Here is a 22,539-nt window from a genome sequence, read left to right on the forward strand (position 1 = left end):
TCTATCTCATCAACTTTACGATCGCATTTTTTTCAAATCTTCAGATGGCCGCATTAATGATACGACAAATTATCTGCTCAGATATAAATTCCTTTCCCCATAAACCTTCTGGAAAAATTCATCGTTGAGGTCATCGATAAAATAGATAGCCTCACCGGTAGATTTCATCTCCGGTCCCAGCTCTTTGTTCACATCCTGGAATTTATCAAAGCTGAAAACCGGCACCTTGATGGCGTAACCGTGCTTTTTGGGATTAAATTTAAAGTCACTCAGCTTTTTAGCTCCCAGCATGAGCTTCGTGGCATAATTCACATAAGGCTCATCGTATGCTTTGGCGATAAAGGGAACTGTTCGGGAGGCACGCGGATTCGCTTCAATCACATAGACCACTTCATCTTTGACTGCAAACTGAATATTGATCAGTCCTTTCACCTGCATAGCCCGGGCAATTTTTTGTGTGTAATCTTCTATTTGCTTAATCACTTTCGCACTCAGATCAAAAGGGGGTAAAACTGCATTGGAATCTCCGCTGTGTATGCCAGCCGGCTCGATGTGCTCCATGATTCCGATGATGTATGAATTGTCGCCATCGCAGATGGCATCCGCCTCTGCTTCAATTGCTTTTTCAAGGAAATGATCCAGGAGTACCTTATTGCCGGGGATATCGCGCAGAAGGTTCACCACATGCTGTTCCAGCTCCTGTTCGTTGATAACGATCTTCATGCTTTGTCCTCCCAACACATAGCTTGGTCGCACAAGCAGTGGAAATCCCAGTTCCCTCGATAAGCTCACCGCCTGATCCGCATCTTCGATTACTCCGAACTTAGGGTAAGGTATTTCAAGGTCACGCAACAGAGAGGAAAAGCTCCCACGGTCCTCGGCGAGGTCCAGAGATTTGAAACTGGTTCCAATGATTTTGATCCCGTATTTGTCCAGCTTTTCGGCCAGTTTCAAGGCCGTTTGTCCGCCGAGTTGAACAATCACACCTTCCGGTTTCTCATGCTGAATGATGTCGTAAATGTGTTCCCAGAAAACCGGTTCAAAGTAAAGTTTGTCCGCAATATCGAAATCAGTAGAAACCGTCTCCGGATTGCAGTTGATCATGATAGTTTCATAGCCGCATTCTTTAGCCGCCAGCACCCCGTGCACACACGAATAATCGAACTCAATGCCTTGCCCGATTCTGTTGGGTCCTGATCCGAGTACAACAACCTTTTTTTTCGAAGAGGCAACGGACTCGTTTTCGTCCTCAAAAGTGGAATAGTAGTAAGGAGTACGCGCTTCGAACTCTGCCGCGCAGGTATCCACCAGTTTATAAACACGGTTGATCTCCATCTCCTTTCTGCGCTTGTGCACCTGACTTTCAAGGCAACGAAGCAAATGCGCGATCTGCCGGTCGGCATATCCTTTCTTCTTTGCCTCCAGCATTAGCTGTCTGGGAATATTCTCCAGATTATGCTTTTCGATTTCTCTCTCCAGCATTACCAATTCCTCTATCTGATTAAGGAACCAGGGATCTATTTTGGTCAGTTTATGAATCGTTTTCTGGGAGATACCGATTTTAAATGCATCATAAATGTGGAACAGTCTGTTCCAGCTTGGGTTGGCCAGGCTCTCCAGAACAGCCTCTTGCTTTGCGCTCTCCTTTCCATCTGCACCAAGACCGTTTCGTTTAATCTCCAGGCTCTGGCAAGCCTTCTGCAGGGCCTCCTGGAAGCTCCGCCCGATCCCCATTGCTTCACCGACGGACTTCATTTGCAATCCGAGGTGCCGGTCAGCTCCTTTGAACTTATCAAAATTCCAGCGCGGGACTTTCACAATTACATAATCCAGCGTTGGTTCGAAAAACGCGGAAGTAGATCCGGTAATCTGGTTCTTCAACTCGTCCAGATTATATCCAATCGCCAGTTTTGCCGAGATCTTCGCGATGGGATAACCGGTAGCCTTTGATGCCAGGGCAGAAGAACGCGATACCCGCGGATTGATTTCAATAACAATTATTTCATCCTCATTTTGTGGATTGACCGAAAACTGAATATTGCAGCCCCCGGCGAAGTGCCCAATTCCATTCATGCACCGGATGGCGAGATCACGCATTTTCTGGTAACACGTATCGCTAAGAGTCATCGCCGGCGCAACGGTTACACTGTCACCCGTGTGAATCCCCATGGGATCAAAATTCTCGATGGAACAAATAATAATCACATTACCCAGGTTATCCCTCAGCAGTTCCAGCTCATACTCTTTCCATCCCATTACACTTTGCTCCACAAGCACCTCGTGGATGGGAGATGCATGCAGCCCCCGCGTTAGCGCGGCATCAAAATCTTCCTTCCTGTTTACAAAACCCCCACCTGTTCCACCCAGCGTAAAACTGGGCCGAATCACCAGAGGGAAACCGATCTCCTGGGCAATCTCTTTGCCTTCCAGAAAAGAAGATGCAGTACGCCCCTTGCAAACACCCGCGCCAAGTTCCAGCATCCGCAGACGAAATTTTTCCCTGTCCTCCGTTGTATGAATAGCATCCGTATTCACTCCCACCATTTTCACTCCGTATTTCTTCCACACACCTGCCTTTTCGCAGTCGATGGCCAGATTCAGTGCCGTTTGCCCTCCCATGGTAGGAAGCACTGCGTCGATCCTATGCTTCTCCAGGATCTCAATAATTGATTTCCGTGTGAGTGGTTTGAGATAAATATTATCCGCCGTGACTTTATCTGTCATGATAGTGGCCGGATTGGAGTTGATGAGGGTCACCTCAATGCCCTCTTCCTTCAATGAACGGGCGGCCTGACTTCCCGAATAATCAAATTCGCAAGCCTGGCCGATAATAATAGGACCTGACCCGATAATCAGGACGGAGTTGATGGATGTATCCTTTGGCATAGGTAAAGGGCCCTTCCGGCAGAACGCCGGATTTCCGGACCGCCCGAAATTACCTAAAATCAGCCCCGGGAAAAGAGAAGTTTTTTAACAAGATGTACACCATTCTCATTGCGTGGGAACGCAGGATTATCTACTTTTAGCCAAATACAAAACTCATGAAAAACACTCTTTTTGCTCTAGCCATTGGCAGTCTTTCGCTCTTCACTACCTCCTGCGGAGGTGACAACACTACCCCAGACACTCCGGTCGCTGACTCGGTTGCTACCGGGGATCAGGATCTTCCTGCCGGAGATGATCACGGTAAACGTTATGGGTTGAAAAGCGGAATGGTCGAATATGAATTCAGCGGAAATTACAAAGGGAAGGAAACGCTTTACTTTGAAGACTGGGGCTGGGAGGAAATGAAAGTCAATGAGTCAGAAATGAGCATAATGGGCATCACCCAAAAAATGCACTCCTTCTCAATGATCGACGAAGAGTGGATCTACAACTATGATAACATCAGCAAACAAGGCACCCGCATGAAAAACAACCTGCTGGATGAACTCACCGAGGAACAGCGCAAGGACCTTGCAGAAGTGGGGATGAAGATGATGAAACAGATGGGTGGAGAAAAGGTTGGGAAAGAAGACGTGCTCGGGAAGGAATGTGAAGTGTGGGAAATAAAGAATCTGGGAAGCAAAGTTTGGGTGTGGAATAACATTGTATTAAAAACCACTATGAAAATGGCGGGTGTGGAATACGCCAGTACGGCTGTAAAAATTGAAGAGAACGCGGATGTATCTGATAATATTCGCTTTCCGGATGGTGTAGATCGTGAAACATTCAAGGAAATGACTAACCCCCTGAAGGAAATCAAAAAGTAAACGGCATCTGATGCAAAAAAAAGAAAGCCATTCGCCGCAACGAATGGCTTTCTTTTTATGATTTATGTTTAACGCTTATGCTTAGGCTCGCTGGAAACAGTAAGTTTTTTCCGGCCTTTTTTCCTGCGGCTGGCCAACACACGCCGGCCATTGGCAGTAGACATACGCTTTCGGAAACCATGCTTGTTGGTTCTCTTTCTCCTTGAGGGTTGGAATGTGCGTTTCATTGAATCTGATCTTTAAATAATTACCCCTTATTAAGGCCTGCAAAGATAGAAAGGATTCACGAACCTGCAAGAATGGGGGTAGAAGACAGAATAATCACTGATACATTGATTTTCAGACCTTTACGAACAACCGGGATGACCTTTATTATCCGGTTCATGTCCATTTTTTCAAGCGCTGAGTGTAAATCTCCTGCCAATTCCCGGCCGGGTTCAGACAAGATCACGGTAGACTGCGGCAACACAGAACGGAGCAAGTGGAAGAATGAAGGAAAAAAACGACGTTCATACGCCACATCGCTTGCCAGGATCACATCCGCTACCGGCAGTTCCTCCTGCCGCATCCAGTCTGCTGGCTGAAATACCGCATCGCCAAGGTTATTCCGCTCCCAGTTTACCCGGGCAAAGAGCAAAGGCTCCGGAAGAAGATCTGAAAAGATAACTTTCCGTGCACCCAGCTTGCCCGCCACTATTCCAGGCAACCCCAGTCCGCATCCGATCTCGAGAACTTTCTTTCCATTAACGATGGTTGGATTTGCCTGAAGCACCTCCGATAATGCGATCGCAGAATGCCAGAGTTCCGCCCAATAAGGAATTTCCCGCTCTTCTCCCCGAACTGTCACAAAATTGTCAAGGATAGCATCCGGATCGCTCGGGATAAGCATATTCAGCTTATGCTTACCGGCCTTTATCTCCTCCGCAACAACATCGTACCCGTTCAGCCTTTCCATTTCACAAATATACCACACATTAAAACGATACCTTTGTCTGCTCATGGCCAAAAAGGACCGCTGGTCGGAACAGGAACGTATGCCGAAGGCTCGCGTTACGGGTGCCAATCTGAAAAAGGCATTCCGGATCTGGAAGTATTTTCTTCCGTACCGCTGGAAATATTTTCTGGGACTTTTTTTTCTATTACTCACCAGTGCCACGGCACTTCTGTTTCCTAAGCTGCTGGGTAAACTGGTAGAATCCGGCACCCTCCGCGATCTGGAAGCCATCAACAATGCCGCAGGTTTACTATTTCTGCTGTTGGTAGCTCAATCCGTTTTTTCCTTCTTCCGGGTTTATCTTTTCGTGCAGGTGGTTGAAAATTCTCTGGCCGATTTACGAACAGAACTATATTCCCACCTGGTGAGACTGCCGATGGCTTTTTTTTCACAGCAGCGTGTAGGAGAACTGAATTCGAGAATTTCTTCAGATGTATCCTCGCTTACAGAAACCTTTACCACGTCCATTGCCGAATTTATCCGGCAAATCATTCTTATTGCCGGAGGTGTGATCTTTCTGGCTTTCATTTCACTTAAGCTCACGCTTATCATGTTGTCCGTTGTTCCGGTAGTGGCCCTGCTGGCGATTTTCTTCGGACGGATCATTCGCCGGATCTCCCGCCAGACCCAGGACCGCCTTGCAGAAAGCAACACGATCGTGGAGGAAACCCTTCAGGGAATTGCAAGCGTAAAAGCTTTTACAAACGAGCTCTTCGAAATCAGACGGTACCGCGAAAGCATGTTTGAAGTGGTAAATAATGCAATGAAAGGAGCTGTGGCGCGTGGTCTTTTTGCATCCTTCATTATTTTGTGCTTGTTCGGCGCCATTGTGGTAGTTATCTGGGCGGCAATGCAGGAAGTGCAGGCCGGGCTTGACATACATAAGGTTTTTGAATTTATCCTCTATTCTGTTTTTATCGGTGCATCTATTGGCGGTATAGCTGAACTGTATGCATCCATACAACGGGCGATCGGAGCCACAGAAAGGATATTTGAGATTCTGGACGAAAAAGCAGAAGGAGACGATACCAGCAACGAGAGAACAGAATCAAAGATAAAAGGGGAAGTGATCTTTGAACACGTTGCGTTTGCTTATCCTTCGAGAAAAGAAGTTCCGGTATTAAAAGATATTTCAATGACAGCTCATCTGGGGGCAACCATTGCTATTGTAGGACCCAGCGGATCAGGAAAATCGACCCTGGTTCAGTTACTGATGCGCTTTTATAAGCCGGACGGAGGGCGCATTCTTATTGATGGTAAAAATTCGCTTGATTACGATCTGTACACGCTGAGGGGCAACATGGCTGTTGTTCCACAAGATGTGTTGCTGTTCGGGGGAACTATTCGAGAAAATATATCTTACGGAAAGCCAAAGGCAAGTGATGAAGAGATCCGGCAAGCCGCCATCAAAGCCAATGCGCTGGAATTCATCGAGAGTTTTCCGGATAAATTTAAAACGGTTGTAGGAGAGCGGGGTATTAAGTTATCTGGAGGGCAAAGGCAGCGCATCGCTATCGCCCGGGCCGTACTACGCGATCCGGGCATTCTCATTCTGGATGAGGCTACCTCCTCCCTGGACTCTGAATCCGAACGGCTTGTACAAGAGGCCCTGGACAAACTCATGGAGGGAAGAACCTCCTTTGTGATTGCCCACCGGCTTTCCACAATCCGTAAGGCGGATCTCATTCTGGTACTCGACAAAGGTGTGATCCGTGAAAGCGGAACACATGAGGAACTGATGAAACTGGAAAACGGCTTGTACCGCAGTCTGAGTTCACTTCAGTTTGATGTCTGAGTCTCTCCTCAGCCGGCAGCAGTAGCGTTACAGCCACCCTGTACCGGAGTCTGCCTGAAAACTTTAAGCACTTATTCACAATGGCCGGTCCGGCATTATTTATTTAACCGCGGCTCTCTATTTTCGCTGCAAATTTTTCAGGGATCATGCGTATAAAAAAAGTACTTGTCGCCAACCGCGGCGAGATTGCTATCCGGGTATTCCGCGCCTGCTTTGAGCTGGGACTTAAAACGGTTGCCATCTACACCTATGAGGATCGTTATTCCCAGCACCGTTACAAGGCAGATGAAGCTTACCAGCTGGGAAAGGATGAGGAAGCCATCAAACCCTATCTGGCCATAGAAGATATTATCCATCTGGCAAAAGAAAAAGGAGTTGATGCAATACATCCCGGTTATGGTTTTCTTTCTGAAAACGCGGAATTTGTGCGCCGGTGCGTGGAGAACGGGATAATTTTTATTGGGCCGGATGCAGGAGTCATGCAGGCACTGGGCGATAAAATTTCCGCGAAGAAAATTGCGAAGGAAATTGGTATACCCGTGATTGAAAGTTCCGTCAAAGACCTCCATACACTTGCTGAAGCCCAAAAGGAAGCATCACGCATCGGGTATCCGTTGATGCTGAAGGCCGCCGCCGGTGGCGGAGGGCGCGGCATGCGCCTTCTTCGCAAACCGGAAGATCTGGAAAATGCATTCGGGGAAGCGCAACGAGAGGCCCTGAACGCTTTCGGGGATCAAACAGTCTTCCTTGAAAAATTCGTTGAAAACCCCAAACATGTTGAAGTACAGGTTGTAGCGGATAACCATGGGAATATGGTACACCTTTACGAACGGGATTGTTCCGTTCAGCGGCGATATCAGAAAGTAGTAGAGGTGGCTCCATCCTTTGGTTTGCCGGATAAAGCCAGGGCCGAAATGCATGAATTTGCTTTACGGATTTGCCGCGCCGTAAATTATAATAACGTGGGTACCGTTGAGTTCCTTCTTGACGGGTCTGACCGGATCTATTTTATAGAGGTGAATCCCCGGATTCAGGTGGAACACACCGTTACTGAAATGGTAACCGGAATTGATCTCATTAAAACGCAAATTTTTGTAGCAGGCGGATACCGGCTTAGTGACAAGCAGATTAAGATCAGCTCACAGGATGCTATTCACACAAACGGATATGCCGTACAGTGCAGGGTAACTACAGAAGATCCGGAGAATGATTTTAAGCCGGACTACGGAACTGTTATCACGTACCGCAGCCCGGGAGGATTTGGTATCCGTTTGGATGCAGGAAGTGTATATCAGGGTGCTGTGATCTCTCCGTTCTTTGATTCCATGCTGGTGAAGATATCCGCCTGGTCAAGAACACTCGACGGGGCATGCAGGAAAATGCACCGGGCGCTGCAGGAGTTCCGCATTCGCGGTGTTAAGACCAATATACCATTCCTCGAGAACCTCATCAATCATAAAGTATTTCACGACGGAAAAGCCACAGTCGGCTTCATTGAGGAATACCGGAATGAATTGTTTGTATTCCAGAAAAGGATGGACCGCGCCACCCGCCTGGTTCGTTTCCTGGGAGATGTGATTGTAAACGGAAACCCGGATGTAAAAGGGGCAGTAAAGGAAAAGAAATTTCCCAAACCGGTTATTCCCGCTTTTGACCATTACGCCTCTTATACAGATGGAACCAAGCAGCTCCTGACCCGTCTCGGACCAGAAAAATTTGCTGAGTGGCTCAAAAAGGAAGAAAAGATCCACTTCACGGACACCACCATGCGCGATGCGCACCAATCGCTTCTTGCGACGCGAATGCGGACCTATGATATGCTCCGTGTTGCAGAAAGCTTCTCCAGAAATCATCCTCAGGTCTTCTCCATGGAAGTTTGGGGAGGCGCCACCTTTGACGTGTGCATGCGTTTTCTTCATGAGAATCCCTGGCGCAGACTACAAGAACTCCGGAAAGCCGTACCGAACATACTTCTGCAGATGCTTCTTCGTGGTTCGAATGCTGTAGGCTATACATCCTACCCTGATAATCTTGTAGAAAAATTCGTAGCCAAATCCTCCGAATACGGTATTGATGTTTTCCGCATTTTCGATTCACTCAACTGGCTGAAAGCAATGGAACCATCCATTAAAGCTGTGAGAACACACACCGGTGGCATTGCAGAAGTGGCCATGTGCTACACCGGAGATATCCTTGATCCATCCCGGACAAAATATTCGCTGGATTATTATTTACGCCTGGCAAAAGATATCGAGAACTCCGGAGCACATATACTCGCAATCAAAGACATGGCCGGACTGCTTAAACCTTACGCAGCCTATGAACTTGTAACAGCACTCAAGAGTACTGTGAATATCCCCATCCATCTCCACACACACGATACCTCATCTCTGCAGTCCGCAACGTATATGAAGGCGATAGAAGCAGGGGTAGACGTGGTGGATGTAGCCCTGGGAGGGCTTTCGGGTCTTACTTCGCAGCCTAATTTCAATTCAGTGGTGGAGATGATGAATTTTCATAAAAGGGAAAATCGCTTTGATATGGCATCACTGAATCAGTTTTCTAATTATTGGGAAGACGTACGAGCATACTACTATCCATTTGAGTCCGGACTCAAGGCAGGAACAGCGGAAGTATTTTATCATGAAATGCCGGGCGGGCAATACTCCAATCTGGTTCAGCAGGCAGAAGCTCTGGGAGTGGGAAGTAAATTTGAGGAAATAAAGAAAACCTATCATGATGTGAACCTGCTGTTTGGCGACATTGTAAAGGTAACCCCTAGCTCAAAAGTGGTCGGAGACATGACTCTTTATATGATCTCTAACGGACTAACTGCAAAGGATATACAGGATAGGGGTGACACATTGTCCTTTCCGGAGTCCGTACAGGGATTTTTCATGGGAAATATCGGGCAACCGCCCGGAGGATTTCCTGAAAAATTGCAACAACAGGTATTAAAAGATAAGAAACCGATCGAAGGAAAAGCAGATCCGGTAGACATTGATAAAGAATTCAGTGAGTTCCGGCAGAAATTTAAAGCCGGAGAACTAGGACGGCCGCTCGACATTACAGATTTTCTCTCCTATAAAATGTATCCAAAAGTATTTGAAAACACCTTCCGGATCTGGTCTGAGTATGGCTTTGTTTCGCGCATTCCTACCCGGAACTTCTTCTACGGAATGGAATTGAATGAAGAAACAATTATTGAATTTGCTCCCGGGAAATCTATCATTGTACGGTTATTGTCCGTAGGGCCGGCTAAGGAAAACGGCATGCGTACTATATTTTTCAAGGTAAACGGACAAACCCGGAATATCGAGGTGACCGATCGGTCATTGAACATAAAAAAGGAGGAGCACCTTAAAGCGGAAGCCGGTAACCTGAAACAGATCGGGGCACCGCTTCAGGGAATGCTTTCAAAAGTATTCGTAAAAAAGGGTCAAAAGGTAAAAAGAAACCAACCGTTGTTTGTTATCGAAGCAATGAAAATGGAAACAACCGTTACGGCCACTGCCGAGTCTGAAATCAAGGACACTTTCCTGAAGGAGGGTGCTCGTGTTAACGCAGATGATCTTGTTGTGCAGTTGAATTAGTGGTGCAACGGATCTACAATTTTACCCCGATGACCAGCACGTCATCCACCTGTTCGTGCTCCTTCCCAATCCACTCGCTGAAGGCCGCTTCCAGACCTGCAATCTGCTCCGGCATACTTTTCCCGGAAACGGCCAACAAGAGTTCCTTAAACTTTGTATAAAGAAACTTCTTTCCCCTCGGGCCTCCGAACTGATCAGGGAATCCGTCGGAAAACAGATAAAACTGATCTCCCTGCTCATAAGTCAGTTCCTGATTTCGGAACGGTTTCAGTTCATGCCCGTAGATACCGATTGGTTGCTTATCCGACTTAAATTCCTGCAGCTTTCCGTCACGGATAAAGTAAAGGGGATTGTTCGCTCCTGCAAATGACAGTTTTCTTTTTCTTTCATCAATGCATGCCAGCATCATGTCCATCCCATCCTTGCTCTCACTGTCTGCCCCACCCTGTTTCAAGGCATTGATCAGCTTATCCCTTAAAGCATTCAAAATTTCTCCCGGCTCTGCTTCAGGATTTTCATTGATCACCTCGTTTAGCAAAGAGGTTCCGATAATACTCATGAACGCTCCCGGTACTCCGTGACCTGTACAATCGCAGGCAGCGATGTAGATACGGCTTTGCTGACGACTAAACCAATAGAAATCTCCGCTTACCACATCTCTTGGCTTGAACATAATAAAATACTCCGGCAGTGCCGCCCGCATCTCATTTTCCAGAGGAAGAATTGCCTCCTGTATCCTTTTTGCATAATTAATACTATCCTTGATATCCTTAAACGCAACAGATAGCTGCTCATTCGCAGATTTAAGCTGCACGGTTCGCTGTGTTACACGTTCTTCCAGTATCTTTTTTTCTGCCTCCAGCCGCCGCGTACGCCAGCGAATGAACATGATCACAGCTGAGAGCGAGATAATAGCAAGGAGAGTATAAAACCACCAGGTCTTATAAAAAGGAGGGGTAATGATAAACGTAAAGGCGGTTTCGTCCAGCGACCAGAATCCATCACTATTCTGGGCCTTCACATGAAAGGTATACTCCCCCGGCTGAATATTGGTATATACCGCCTCCGTTTTTGTACTGAGCGGGGACCATCCCGCCTCTGAGCCCTCGAGGTAATAAGTATATTGAACATTATCTGTTGTTAAAGCCTGGAAATTAAAGGTAAGGTGATTCTTGTCGTAAGATAATTCCGGCCGCTCAGGAAATCCTGTGCTTTCGCTTATCTCAATTCCTAATTTCTCCCACTGTACAGGCTCATAAAATAACTTTATCCCGGTCAAAACCACCAACGGCGGCTTATCATTGATATAGTCAAATTCAGGATTGTAACGGATAAGGCCGTTGGTTGTTCCGAACCAAAGCTTCCGGCTCTTGTCGAGCATAAATGTATTGGGATTGATCTCCGTACTCTTCATCCCATCGTTCTCCGAAAAATATTTTATGCTATTAACCGAAAGATCCTCCCCCAAAGAAATTCTGTTCACACCTTTATCTGTTCCCACCCATATCCTGTCCTTCTCATCTACGATCAGCGTATAGATGACATCGGAACACAATCCCTCCCGTGTGGATAGTGAGCGAAAGGACTTCCCGTTATAAATGGCAATTCCTTTATTTGCAGTCCCAACGATAATGTTCCCTTTTTTATCCTCACAAATCGTATACACCGTATTGTCGGGCAAACCTTCTGCTTCTGTAAATACCGTGCATTTCTTACCATCATATTTCACCAGACCTCCCTGATAGGTGCCGATCCAGAGATTATTCTTCGAATCCTTTATCACGGTATAGGTTTCCTCTACAGGCAGACCATTACGCGAATCAAGAAATTCAAACTTGCCATTCGTATAATGCATAACTCCCGTGCCATAAAGGGAAATCCACACACCTCCCATTCCGTCTGAGATCAGCCCTGAAACAGTTTTCAGGCTTTTCCCGTCGCCCACCTGGTCATAGGTTCGGTCCACAACGTATCTGGAACCCGATTTTTTCAGAACATATAATGAAGGCGTGGAAGATTCCAGTCCCACCCACAGCTCGCCGTTAGGTGCCTCATACAATGCAAGAATAATAGATTGAGTGAGGTCCGGTATGTAATCAACTTTCTGAATAATATCATTCGTCATGATGTTGAGTCCGCCCCCGCTTGTACCGATAAATGTAACCCCGCTCGCATTTTGAAAGAGGGCTGTCACCTTTGGGTTCGAAAGGCCTTCCTTGTCAGAAAAAGCGATAAAGGCTTCATTTTTGAAAAGTCCCACGCCGTTGGAAGTTCCCATCCAGACATTTCCTTCGTAATCCGTATTGATGGCATAAACCGAATTCGCGGGTAGTCCATTTGTTTCGTTATAGATTTTATAACGACCATTAAAATATTTAACCAGCCCATGCTCCGAAGCGATCCAGATATTTCCTCTTTCGTCCTCGGCAATCATTGAAATCAGATCGTTACCAATCTCAGGAATTATCGCTGTTTTGATTTCCCCGTGCTCCATGTACTGGGGCATAGAACCGGCGGTTCCTATCCAGAGTTTACCCCTTTTATCAGAGAAAAGGGAGATCACGGTATTGTGCATCAGGCCGTCTTTCTGATCATAGACCTGAAAATTCTTGTGGTCGTATCGGATAAGTCCCCGCTTCCGTGTTCCGAACCAAAGCATCCCCTGCTGATCTTCCACAACAGCGAATAAGGTATCCGTCGGGATTCCGTGGCTCTCCTTCGTATAATTTACAAATGCGGTGCCGTTAAATGAAAATATTCCGCCACCCCGCGTAGCCATCCATATCACACCATTACGGTCGCAGATAATATTATAGACGCTGGTATTAGTTAATCCGTCCTTCTCTCCGTAAGATGCGAACTTCTCCCCGTCGAACCGGGAAATACCTGAGCCGTAGCAGGCCGCCCAGATATTACCCTTATTATCTTCGGTCAGATAGGTTACATCGTTTCCTGCCAACCCATTCTTTATGGTATAATTCTGAAACGTACGACCATCGAACCGGCTGATCCCTCCTTGCGTAGCAAACCAAACATATCCTCTTGAATCCGTTAGGATGTGGTTTACGACTGAATTGGCAAGCCCATGTTTGGGACTGTACAATTTAATATTATACTGTTGCGCCAACGCCGGAAGCGACAGCAACAACATGGCGAAAAGAAAACGGCGAATGTGAATGTTGGTCCTAAAAAGCATTTACCCCTGAATCGCTCATGTGATTCAGGGGTAAATTTACGGCTTAAATTGGTTTTCTAACTATTGGATTACCAGCTTCTTATGAACGGTTGCGTCGCCGGAGCGAACGGTTATATTATACAATCCATGGGCAAACCGGCGGAAATCATAGGTCATAGTCAAGGTGCCGGCCTCCAACTTATTGCTAAAAATTAACTGCCCAACGCTGTTAAACACCTCAATCTGCAGATCCGGCAGCGACTGGCTCAGCTGCAGGTTCACCCAACCATCGCTCGGGTTTGGCACAAGAGCAATGCTGTTGAGCAACAGGTATTCCAGAATAGCATTCGGATTATAGGGCAGATTTTTGATATTCGACTTCGTGTTATTGATTGCTGCCAGCGGAGAAACATTCGGATTGTTTCTCTGGCTTGGGTTACAAACCACACCCCATTCTACGCCGAGCACATATCGAACAGTGGTGATGGTGTTGGGCGGGAAGTTATCTGTATACACATAATTGGCTCCGGGAACAGAGTCATATAATTGCAATGCACCGGTGCCGGTTGTATCGCGGTAAATATAGTATTGCAGAACAGTTGCACCCTCGTAAGGTACCCAGTTGAGGTTGATTACTCCTCCAACTCCGATGTTTGCCTGAAGGAATATTGTCCGGTGATGACCGCCAATCTCACTTTCATTTCCGCACGCATCAATGGCCGCAATCTTGTAACGATAGTTGGTTGAATTGGGGTCTGCGGGCGGAGCGAGATACACCGAGTCCTTGTACACGCTGTAATCGGCGTATGCGACTGAACCAATATGCACAAAACTGCTTGAAATTTCGCGGTAGATACGGAAGGAGTCAATCTGCGTGGAAACCGGCTTATCCCATGCCACCTGGTTGTAATTTGACAGGGAATCTACCGTAGCCAGGCAGATGTATGCCGGCTGTACGGTATCAATCACAATAGCATGCATAGAGGTCTGACCGGTACCGCATCCGTTGGTTGGTGTAACGGTTATGCTGCCGGGAGATGCGCCTGTCTGGAAATCAACAGTTATACTATTGGTGTTGTTTCCGCTGACAATCGTTGCACCCGAAGGCAAGGTCCAGGAATAACCCGTAGCGTTTGCTACCGGGGGTATTGTATACACAACACCTGTTTGCATAGGACAAATCTGAATGGAGCTGTCGCCTACAATCGTTCCTGCCGCGTCCGGAAGCGGGTTGACGGTAAGTGCAAATGAATCTACTGAAAGTCCGTTGCCGCAGGCATTGGTACCTTGTACGGTAATGTATCCACTCACAGCCAGCACGGAGAAATCTACCGTGATGGCGTTCGTATTATTACCGGAAACAATCGAAGCACCGCCCGGCAGAGTCCAGTTATATCCTGTAGCATAATTAATATTTGGTACTGAATAGACTACCGCTGTTAGTCCCTGACACACGGTATCCGGACCCGTAATCGTGCCTGCAGTATCAGGCAAAGGATTCACCGTAACGGCCAAACTCGAAACCGTTCCTGAACCACAGGCATTGGTTCCATTTACCATGATGGTACCCGAACTGGCAGTTGGAGAAACACTCACAACGATCGCATTGGTATTGTTCCCATTGATAATAGTAAACCCGGCAGGCAGTACCCAGTTATACCCTGTGGCATTCGTAATGGATGAAACAAAATATATTTCACTATTATCTCCGGCGCATACCGTTGCACTTCCCACAACTGAGGTCGCCGCAACAGGAAGTGGGTTCACGGTGATGCCCAGTTGCGCACCTGTTCCGTTTCCGCATCCGTTCACTCCGTTCACTCCCACGTTACCTGAAGAAGATCCCGGTGCGAAGTGTACCACAATCGCGTTGGTGTTATTACCTGAAAGGATAACAGCTCCGGAAGGAACAGTCCAGTTATACGAGGAAGTATTCCCTAAAATCGTTATGGAATACGAAGCAGTGTCACCTTCACATACAGTTGCAGGGCCCGTTATGACTCCTGCCGCATCGGGAAGCGGATTCACGGTAAGCACATATCCATTAGCTGAGGAACCCGATCCACAAGCATTAGTGCCCACCACATCTACTGTTCCCGAAACGGCGTTTGCCGCAAAACTGACGGTGATATTCGGTGTGTTGTTTCCGGCAGTGATGGTTGCACCCGTGGGAAGTGTCCAGTTATAACCTGTGGAATTGTTAATAGGTGGCACAGAAAAGTTCACTCCCGTCTGACCAGCGCAAACGCTGGAAGGGCCTGTGATCACGCCGGTATTGGCAGGAAGCGGATTAACGGTAATCAATTGGAATCCTGTAGGACCATTACCGCAGGAATTACTTCCGATAACCGTAATGTTTCCACTGGTGGTAGATGTTCCGAAATTCACAACAATATTCGAGGTGCCCTGTCCGGACACGATGATAGCACCGGCTGGAACAGTCCAGGTAGTTGTAGTGGCATTTGAGATAGGTGAAACGGAATAGTTAACACTGGTTTGTCCTGCACACACGGTGGTGGAACCGCTGATTGCGCCCGGTGTTCCCGGTATGGCAGTGATGGTAATATATCCTGCACGTACTTCCAGGTCGGTGGCGAGCGTATTATCGGTCACCTGCAGAGATACCTGGTAGGTACCAGGAGCTGTGTAGGCGATGCTGGGAGGGTTCTGACCGTTAAACGAGGAAGGAGAACCACCGGTAAAGGTCCATTGCCATTGTGTGATAGTTGTTGACTGTGCTGTGGAAAGATCCGTGAACGTTACATTGGCTGTACTGCCACAGAAATTGGTCTGGTTGGCGGTAAAATCCGCGTTGAGCGGACAATTCACTCTCTTCACCGTAATAAAATCATCACTGTTCGGACAAGGAGAATTCGCAATCCTCCAGCGGAATACAGCCGTATCACCCAGATTTGTGAAATTATTTACGGATGTATTGTAAAGTGATGGATTAGAAATTGTAATTGCCGGATTGTTCGTTGAAATTCTGGTCCAGGTTCCTGCCCCTGAAGTTGGATTGTTTCCTGCCAGGGTGGTTGCGTTGGTACAGATCTGCTGATCAGGTCCTGCGGTAGAAACAGTTGGCGGTGCATTAACAGTTACAGTGAAGGTATCAACAAACAGGTTATTGTTGTTGGCATTGTCATTCACCGTTACAATGATAAGTGCCGAACCATATTGGTTTGTGGCAGGAGTATAGGAAAGCGAACCGGTAGTGTTCGGGCTGGTATAAGTAACGGAAATGTTTCCGTTAGGCACCAGTGTCTGATTATTGGAAACGGCCGTGATCGTGATGGTTTGTACAATCGCGGGATCTCCGTCATCCACTCCACTGAAATTAACCGTCTGCAAGCCTGCGTTCTGGCAAATAGCAGACTGGTTTGCAATGGGATTCATTGTAGGGGGATAATTATCCGTGGTGAAGGATGCGCAATAGACTCCGGTTTGCAGGTAGTTTGCCTTGCAATCTGCTCCGTCATCGTTATATTCATAAACACAAATCGTGTACGCTGTATTGGAAGTAAGCCCTGTAATATTCACCGAGGCCATATTGCTATTGAGTACAACATAATTTCCTCCTCCAAGGTCGTCACCGGAACCGTAAGCCGGATTGGGTACAAACCCGACCCCGTCGTTAGGCGCAACAACTGATACGCTGGACTGCCGGATCACCATTAAGCGCTTGGAGCCGTTTCCGGGATTGGATACGGTGAAAGTAACACCGGTTTGAGACAAGTTAGTGAAAGTGCCTCCACTGGAAGCCTGAGTGGGTTCAGAAGCCAGCGGATCACCATTATTGTTATATAATCCAATAAAGGTGGAACCATTTCCAACGATCACATCCGCTTTGCCGTCGCAACCGATGTCGTTGGCCGCCAGGTACATTGAGTTAGTGCCGGTAGTTGTTACGTCCTGCCTCGCCGCAAATGTAAAGTTGCCTGTTTGTTCAAACACCGAGAAAGAAGTGGAAGCAGAATATCCGACAATAACATCCGGACGGTTGTCACCGTCCAAATCACCGAAAATGGCTTTACTTGGTGTACCGGACAAAGTTGTCAGATTGTATGCCGTAAAGAGTCCGCTGGTGATATTTCCGCTGGTATTGTTATTATCGTAAATCCGCACCGCGTTGGTTGTCTGAGCGATCAATGCATCAGGTTTCCCGTCGTTATCGCAATCGGTCCAGGTGATGGAACTTCCGTTTCCGGTAGTTGCAACCGTTACCGCCGCTGCGAAGGTGATATTCCCAACTGTTGAGGTGCTACGCATGCAGACAAAGCTGGATGCAGCATTGTTCACTGCCGAAAGATCCACTTTTCCATCTCCGTCTATATCCGCGGTGGCTACATGCCGGGGGGAAGAGAAGCCGGAGTAATCCACCCGGTCTCCGAACATAAAATACCCGGGAGAAGAGGTATTCCCGAATATGGACACCTGGCTTCCGGAAGCATACCCCACCACAAGATCAGGGCGGCCATCGTTATCGAAATCACCAATAGCAACACTTGTTGGATTATTAGGCAGTGTTGGTAAATTCAAGCGTGTTGTGATGGAAATATTACCGGTGGTGGAAGAATTTCTGAAGATCGCTATTTCGTTGGAAGTACTATTCACACACAAAACATCCAGCTTGCCATCTCCGTCTATATCACCTGTTGTGATAAACATAGGTCCATGTCCATTAGTAAATGGTCCCACCCACTGGGTTTGCTGGGCAGCAAAAGAAAGAGCGTTATTGGTGCTGGTATTTCTGCGGTATCCAATGAAGTCGGACGTACCATCCATAGCCCATAAAAGATCTGATTTCCCATCCTTATCCAGATCCACGGTATGCACACCACTCGTGGCATATGTTGTGGTGTTCGTTACATTTTCCGAAAAATCTCCTCCAGCAATAACTCCGTTACACGCATCAGACACAATAAAGCTATTTCTGGAATAACCGGTCATCATATTGACGGTTACCGAAACCGGTGAAATCTGGTTGGAAGTAACCGGAACCAGCGCTGTAATAGTAGTGGCAGTGGATGAAAGAACGGTTGCTTTTTCCACCCCGAAATACACCTCATTACTCGTAGGTGTGGCACTGAAGTTTGTTCCTGTGAGTGTAACCACCGTTCCAACAGGACCATTCACCGGAGAAATGCCGGTGATTGTTGGAACAGGTGCTGTGGTCGTCTGCACGTCGCCTGTTAAATAGGTTGCAGTGAGGTAATTGTTATTTGTTCCGTTGTACTCAAACACCGAAATATTATACCATGTACCCGGGGCAAGGTTTGTGATATTAACGGAGTTGCCTGATCCGTTGTAAACAACATAATAAGATGCAACCGAACTGCCGCTTTGAAAGGAGGAATTCCCAGTGTAGCCGATAAAGTCGATCGGTTCGTCCATTCCGCTTCCCGAATAAACCCACCCTGAGGCAGAAAGAAACCCGGATGCAGCGGTGCTGACCGAATTGGTAAGAACGCCATTCAGAGCAGTACCCACGCTGGAAGAATTACGGCAGGTAGTGGTGGCCGTATATCCGTCATCCAGATGCCAGAGTCCAGCCAGGTATGCATACGCCGTATTGAGTGAAATTTTCTGATACGACCGTAAGGTGCTTGCGCTAAGTGCCGTGCTCCAAATCCGTACTTCATCAATGATTCCCTGGAAGTAATTACCCTGCGGCGTTGTGCCGGTAGACGCTTCGCATCCAATGAACAGGTTATTTGTATATGTATATGTAATAGTATAATACGCACCCGCATCATTCATTCCACGCTGAGCACCATCAACATACAGTTTGGTGTAACGACCATCGAAGGTAAACGCAAAATGATGGCTTCCTGCAGAAAGCATAGAGATGTCAGCAGCAACAACTACTAAACCGTTCGATGTAGTGACATAGGCATACACATACGTTGATGAAAAATATAAGGTATATCCGCCATTCTCCAGTGTGCTTACCGCACCCCATCCAGCAGCTGGATTCGACCAATTGATTCTGGCCACATGACATTCTACAGACAGCTGCCCGGTAGGGCGGGTGCTGGCATGATAGGGTATGCTCACATAATCATTTGTTCCATCAAAATAAACTGCAGTGCGGTGACGGACAGGTTTGGCAAGAACAACACGACTCGATCCGGTTCCGTTGATCCATGATGCGTTAATTGAATTTGTGGACGGTGTCAGGACTAATCCGCTACCGATATTTGGAAGTGTGCCTACAGTAGTGGCATTGCCGGTGAGGGAGCTGCTGGTCAGGTAATTCGTTGTATTATTAAAATTTCCCGCTCCCCCGTTAAATTCCCATACCGTTACTGCGTAAGTAGTATTAGGAGTAAGACCTGAAATACGTACGGCATTTCCTGAGCCATTATAAACAACATAGGTGCCGGTAGAAACCGTTTGCCCGCTACCATAGGTAGTACTCGCTGTGTAGATTGTCCGGTCGGTTGGCGCATCCGTGTTGGTTGTTCCCGCTTTGATCGTGACCAGTGAGTAGGTACCACCGCCACTGGTGGGCTTTTCCCAGTTTACAGTGAATGCGCTCTCAGCGTAATCATTGATATACATGAAGCTGGAAATACTGGTGGGTTGCTGGGCCATGGTTGTAAAATTTCCATAGGCGGAACCGTAATAATTATTTGCCCCATTGAGCCCATTATACGTTGTAACAAAGAAGGTATAATCTGTGGAATAATTCATACACGAAGCGGTTACGCTGGTACCCGCAAGTTCCTTCACAACGTAAGGATACGGACTGGTGGTACCCAGGGAACTTCCCGAACCAAAGCAGGAGCTAGAGGAGTAATCATTTCCATCCACCGGAAAACCGGTGTACGAAGTAGATTGACGCAATGCACCCAGATGATAGGTTCCGTTCCCTGCTGTCCAGGAAAGTGTGGTGCCGGAGGCATCGTAACCGCTCACGGTAACACCAGCGGGACCAAGTGTTGGGGAGGTAGCAAGGGTATAATGCGGGCCATACTCGTACGTGGATGTGAGGTAGTACTCGAAGCCAAGCCAATCATCATTATATTCATAGATATAAACGGAATAGTATGTAGCGGAAGTTAAGCCTAAAACAGTAACGCCGGTTCCTGTCCCATCATAAACAACATAATTCGAATTACCCAGATTACTTCCTGACCCGAAGGTTGTACTTGCACCATAGTTATTTCCGTTCGCTGGGAAGGAAGTGAGGTTTGCAGCCGGCTTTACCACTACCAAACAATACTCTCCATTACCACGTGTCCAGGTAAAAGAAAGAGAATTCAGACCGATAGACGTGAAGGTTAGGTTGCTGGCCGCAAGGGTGGGGGCCTGTGATTTCATCCGTGTGGAGCCCACCAACACGATAGCCAGAAACAATGCAGAACGGAGATAAAATTTTGTCATTTTGATCAATTTAGAGGTCTAAGATAGCGCAATTTTCATTAGAAAATTAACCCTCGCGCTACCTCATATTAAGCTGAATATGAAACCATTATACAAGTTTCTTTGGGATCTCTCTCCCGGTCCCAGAGTGGGCATTACTTCTGAAATACACATCCGGGGTCTTCTTTATTATTTATCCTCCCTAAAGCCCTGTGGTCATTTTACACAAGGTATCTATCTGAATTACAAGTATTTGATTGCAATAGCAATTCAAATTCATTTAATTCCGTTCATTAACTCCGACATTGAAATATTCTCTGATTTGCTCTGAACAAACTCATGACAATCAAAAAAAGCGAAGGCAGGACGAAATGATTGCGGTCCGGTGGTTAGCTGCGCATGCGCGGTCTGAAAAATTGCGCGTCGTGCGGAATTACTTTTTGACGAGGCAGATTGATTAAGAATCTCAAGGAACCACCGTTCATAGTCAGAGGCCGCTGAATGCGAAGAGAGGAGTGCAGACAGTGGCTTCCTTTCCCTTTTTACCACATCCCAGTGCCCCAGTTCGTGATGAGCGATGAGTCGAAGGAATTGAATATAAAGATGAAATTCAGGATGCGAATTCTTTCCATCCTTTGGGAACATGTTGATTACCCGCATCGCTTCGCGAAAGGAGCCTGCGGTAATGAGATAGGAAGCGAGGTAAAAAATAAGATTGATCACCTGATAATGTAACGTGGCACTCCCCTGCTCCATCAGCGACAGTGCCCTTTTTATGATATCATCCTTCAGCAGCGATTGATACAGATCCCGGAATTTTTCAAACTCTCTCAGGGCATACCATCCGGCCATTCTCACTTCCGACAGAATCATCCGGTACCGGAGGTAGCGGTATTCTGACCTCCTGATGGCGTCGTTGGATTCTACAAGCCCTTCCAGATCCGCTGCGAGGCTCTCGAAATCCGGCTTATTTCCAAGATTGGACGCAATGGAGATCTGCTCCGTCAGATTTCCCAGATAGCGCTCAAGATGTTCATCCACCTGATGGGGCTCTGCGCAAAACAATCTTCTGCGGCTGTCCGATGCAACATACGCTTTCTGCGGTTCGCCGGTGAGTGAAAACCAAACCGATCGGATCCACCAAAGAAGTGCCATTTGTTCAAAGGAGACCTCTGTCCTCTGTACATCGCTCCATTCACGGACAAATCCTTCCCATTGCTTTAACCATGCTTTATCAAATCGGGCACTATGGCTTCCCTTCTTCCTCATCTGAAAGTAGAACGCAATCCGGGCTGGATGAATCTTATATCCTTTGTCCAGCTTTTCCATAATCTTCCCGCATTCGGCAACCTTATCGGTCAGGTTCTGAAATGATGTCAGGTCGGGTCTAACAAAAGATGGGAAATTAAGAAGCACTTCCCGCGTGATTTCAAGCTGGAGTTCCGGCAAATCATATTCCTTCGCCAACGCCAGGGCCTTTTCCAGCAAGTGATATGCCTTTTCGTTGAATCCCCTCTCTGCCAGCAATTCATAATGCCTGTATAGCTTAGAAATACGTGATCGGACAGTTCGCCCGGAATGATATCCGGCCAGGGCATCCATCAATTCAGAAAAAAGATAGTTCTTATAGAATGCGAACCGGTTGACGGGAATAACCGGCAGTACCTTTTTTTTAGCCAGATCTTCGCGGTATTCACTCATCTTATCCACTACCTTAAAAAGCCGGAGGTACGCGACATTCTTTCCGGACAGCGCTGTAGCCCTTCGTACGAAATAAGCCTTCTCACTTTGGGTGAGAGACCGTATCAGTCTGAAAAGATCGTCTGTTGGTTTCATAAAAAAAGGGACGAACCGGTCGTCCC

Annotated in this window: 9 protein-coding genes; 3 read left to right on the forward strand and 6 right to left on the reverse strand. The window is 47.1% G+C overall.

Features of this window, described 5'->3' with window-relative positions; all coding sequences use genetic code 11:
* Window positions 1–69: 69 nt before the first annotated feature.
* Window positions 70–2,886 carry a carbamoyl-phosphate synthase large subunit gene (carB, locus tag IT233_05990; protein MCC7302175.1) on the reverse strand — a complete coding sequence of 939 codons (2,817 nt, stop codon included), beginning with the start codon at window positions 2,884–2,886 and terminating at the stop codon, window positions 70–72.
* A gap of 155 nt (window positions 2,887–3,041) precedes the next feature.
* Here carB and IT233_05995 point away from each other — a divergent pair, with 155 nt between their 5' ends.
* A complete protein-coding gene (locus IT233_05995) occupies window positions 3,042–3,752 on the forward strand; it encodes a hypothetical protein (GenBank protein ID MCC7302176.1) in 711 nt (236 codons plus the stop codon).
* Window positions 3,753–3,820: 68 nt separating this feature from the next.
* Here the strand turns inward: IT233_05995 and rpmH are convergent, their stop codons facing one another.
* Window positions 3,821–3,979 carry a 50S ribosomal protein L34 gene (gene rpmH, locus IT233_06000; GenBank protein ID MCC7302177.1) on the reverse strand — a complete coding sequence of 53 codons (159 nt, stop codon included), beginning with the start codon at window positions 3,977–3,979 and terminating at the stop codon, window positions 3,821–3,823.
* 56 nt (window positions 3,980–4,035) lie between these two features.
* Window positions 4,036–4,707, reverse strand: a complete 672-nt coding sequence (locus IT233_06005) for a 50S ribosomal protein L11 methyltransferase (protein ID MCC7302178.1) — start codon at window positions 4,705–4,707, stop codon at window positions 4,036–4,038.
* Between the two features lie 43 nt (window positions 4,708–4,750).
* Between IT233_06005 and IT233_06010 the strand changes: the two genes are divergently transcribed.
* Window positions 4,751–6,541 carry an ATP-binding cassette domain-containing protein gene (locus IT233_06010; GenBank protein ID MCC7302179.1) on the forward strand — a complete coding sequence of 597 codons (1,791 nt, stop codon included), beginning with the start codon at window positions 4,751–4,753 and terminating at the stop codon, window positions 6,539–6,541.
* A 146-nt stretch (window positions 6,542–6,687) separates the two neighbouring features.
* The gene (locus IT233_06015; protein ID MCC7302180.1) at window positions 6,688–10,134 is read left to right on the forward strand and encodes a pyruvate carboxylase; all 3,447 of its coding nucleotides are present in this window, start codon (window positions 6,688–6,690) and stop codon (window positions 10,132–10,134) included.
* A 13-nt stretch (window positions 10,135–10,147) separates the two neighbouring features.
* Here the strand turns inward: IT233_06015 and IT233_06020 are convergent, their stop codons facing one another.
* From IT233_06020 to IT233_06030, 3 genes are all read right to left on the reverse strand, one after another.
* On the reverse strand, window positions 10,148–13,330 hold the full coding sequence (locus IT233_06020) for a SpoIIE family protein phosphatase (protein MCC7302181.1): 3,183 nt from the start codon (window positions 13,328–13,330) through the stop codon (window positions 10,148–10,150).
* A gap of 60 nt (window positions 13,331–13,390) precedes the next feature.
* Window positions 13,391–20,698 carry a VCBS repeat-containing protein gene (locus tag IT233_06025; protein ID MCC7302182.1) on the reverse strand — a complete coding sequence of 2,436 codons (7,308 nt, stop codon included), beginning with the start codon at window positions 20,696–20,698 and terminating at the stop codon, window positions 13,391–13,393.
* Window positions 20,699–20,953: 255 nt separating this feature from the next.
* Window positions 20,954–22,513 (reverse strand): hypothetical protein, encoded by a 1,560-nt coding sequence (locus tag IT233_06030; GenBank protein MCC7302183.1) that lies wholly within the window; start codon window positions 22,511–22,513, stop codon window positions 20,954–20,956.
* Between the last annotated feature and the right edge of the window lie 26 nt (window positions 22,514–22,539).

The organism is Bacteroidia bacterium, from assembly GCA_020852255.1.
Lineage (GTDB): Bacteria > Bacteroidota > Bacteroidia > JADZBD01 > JADZBD01 > JADZBD01.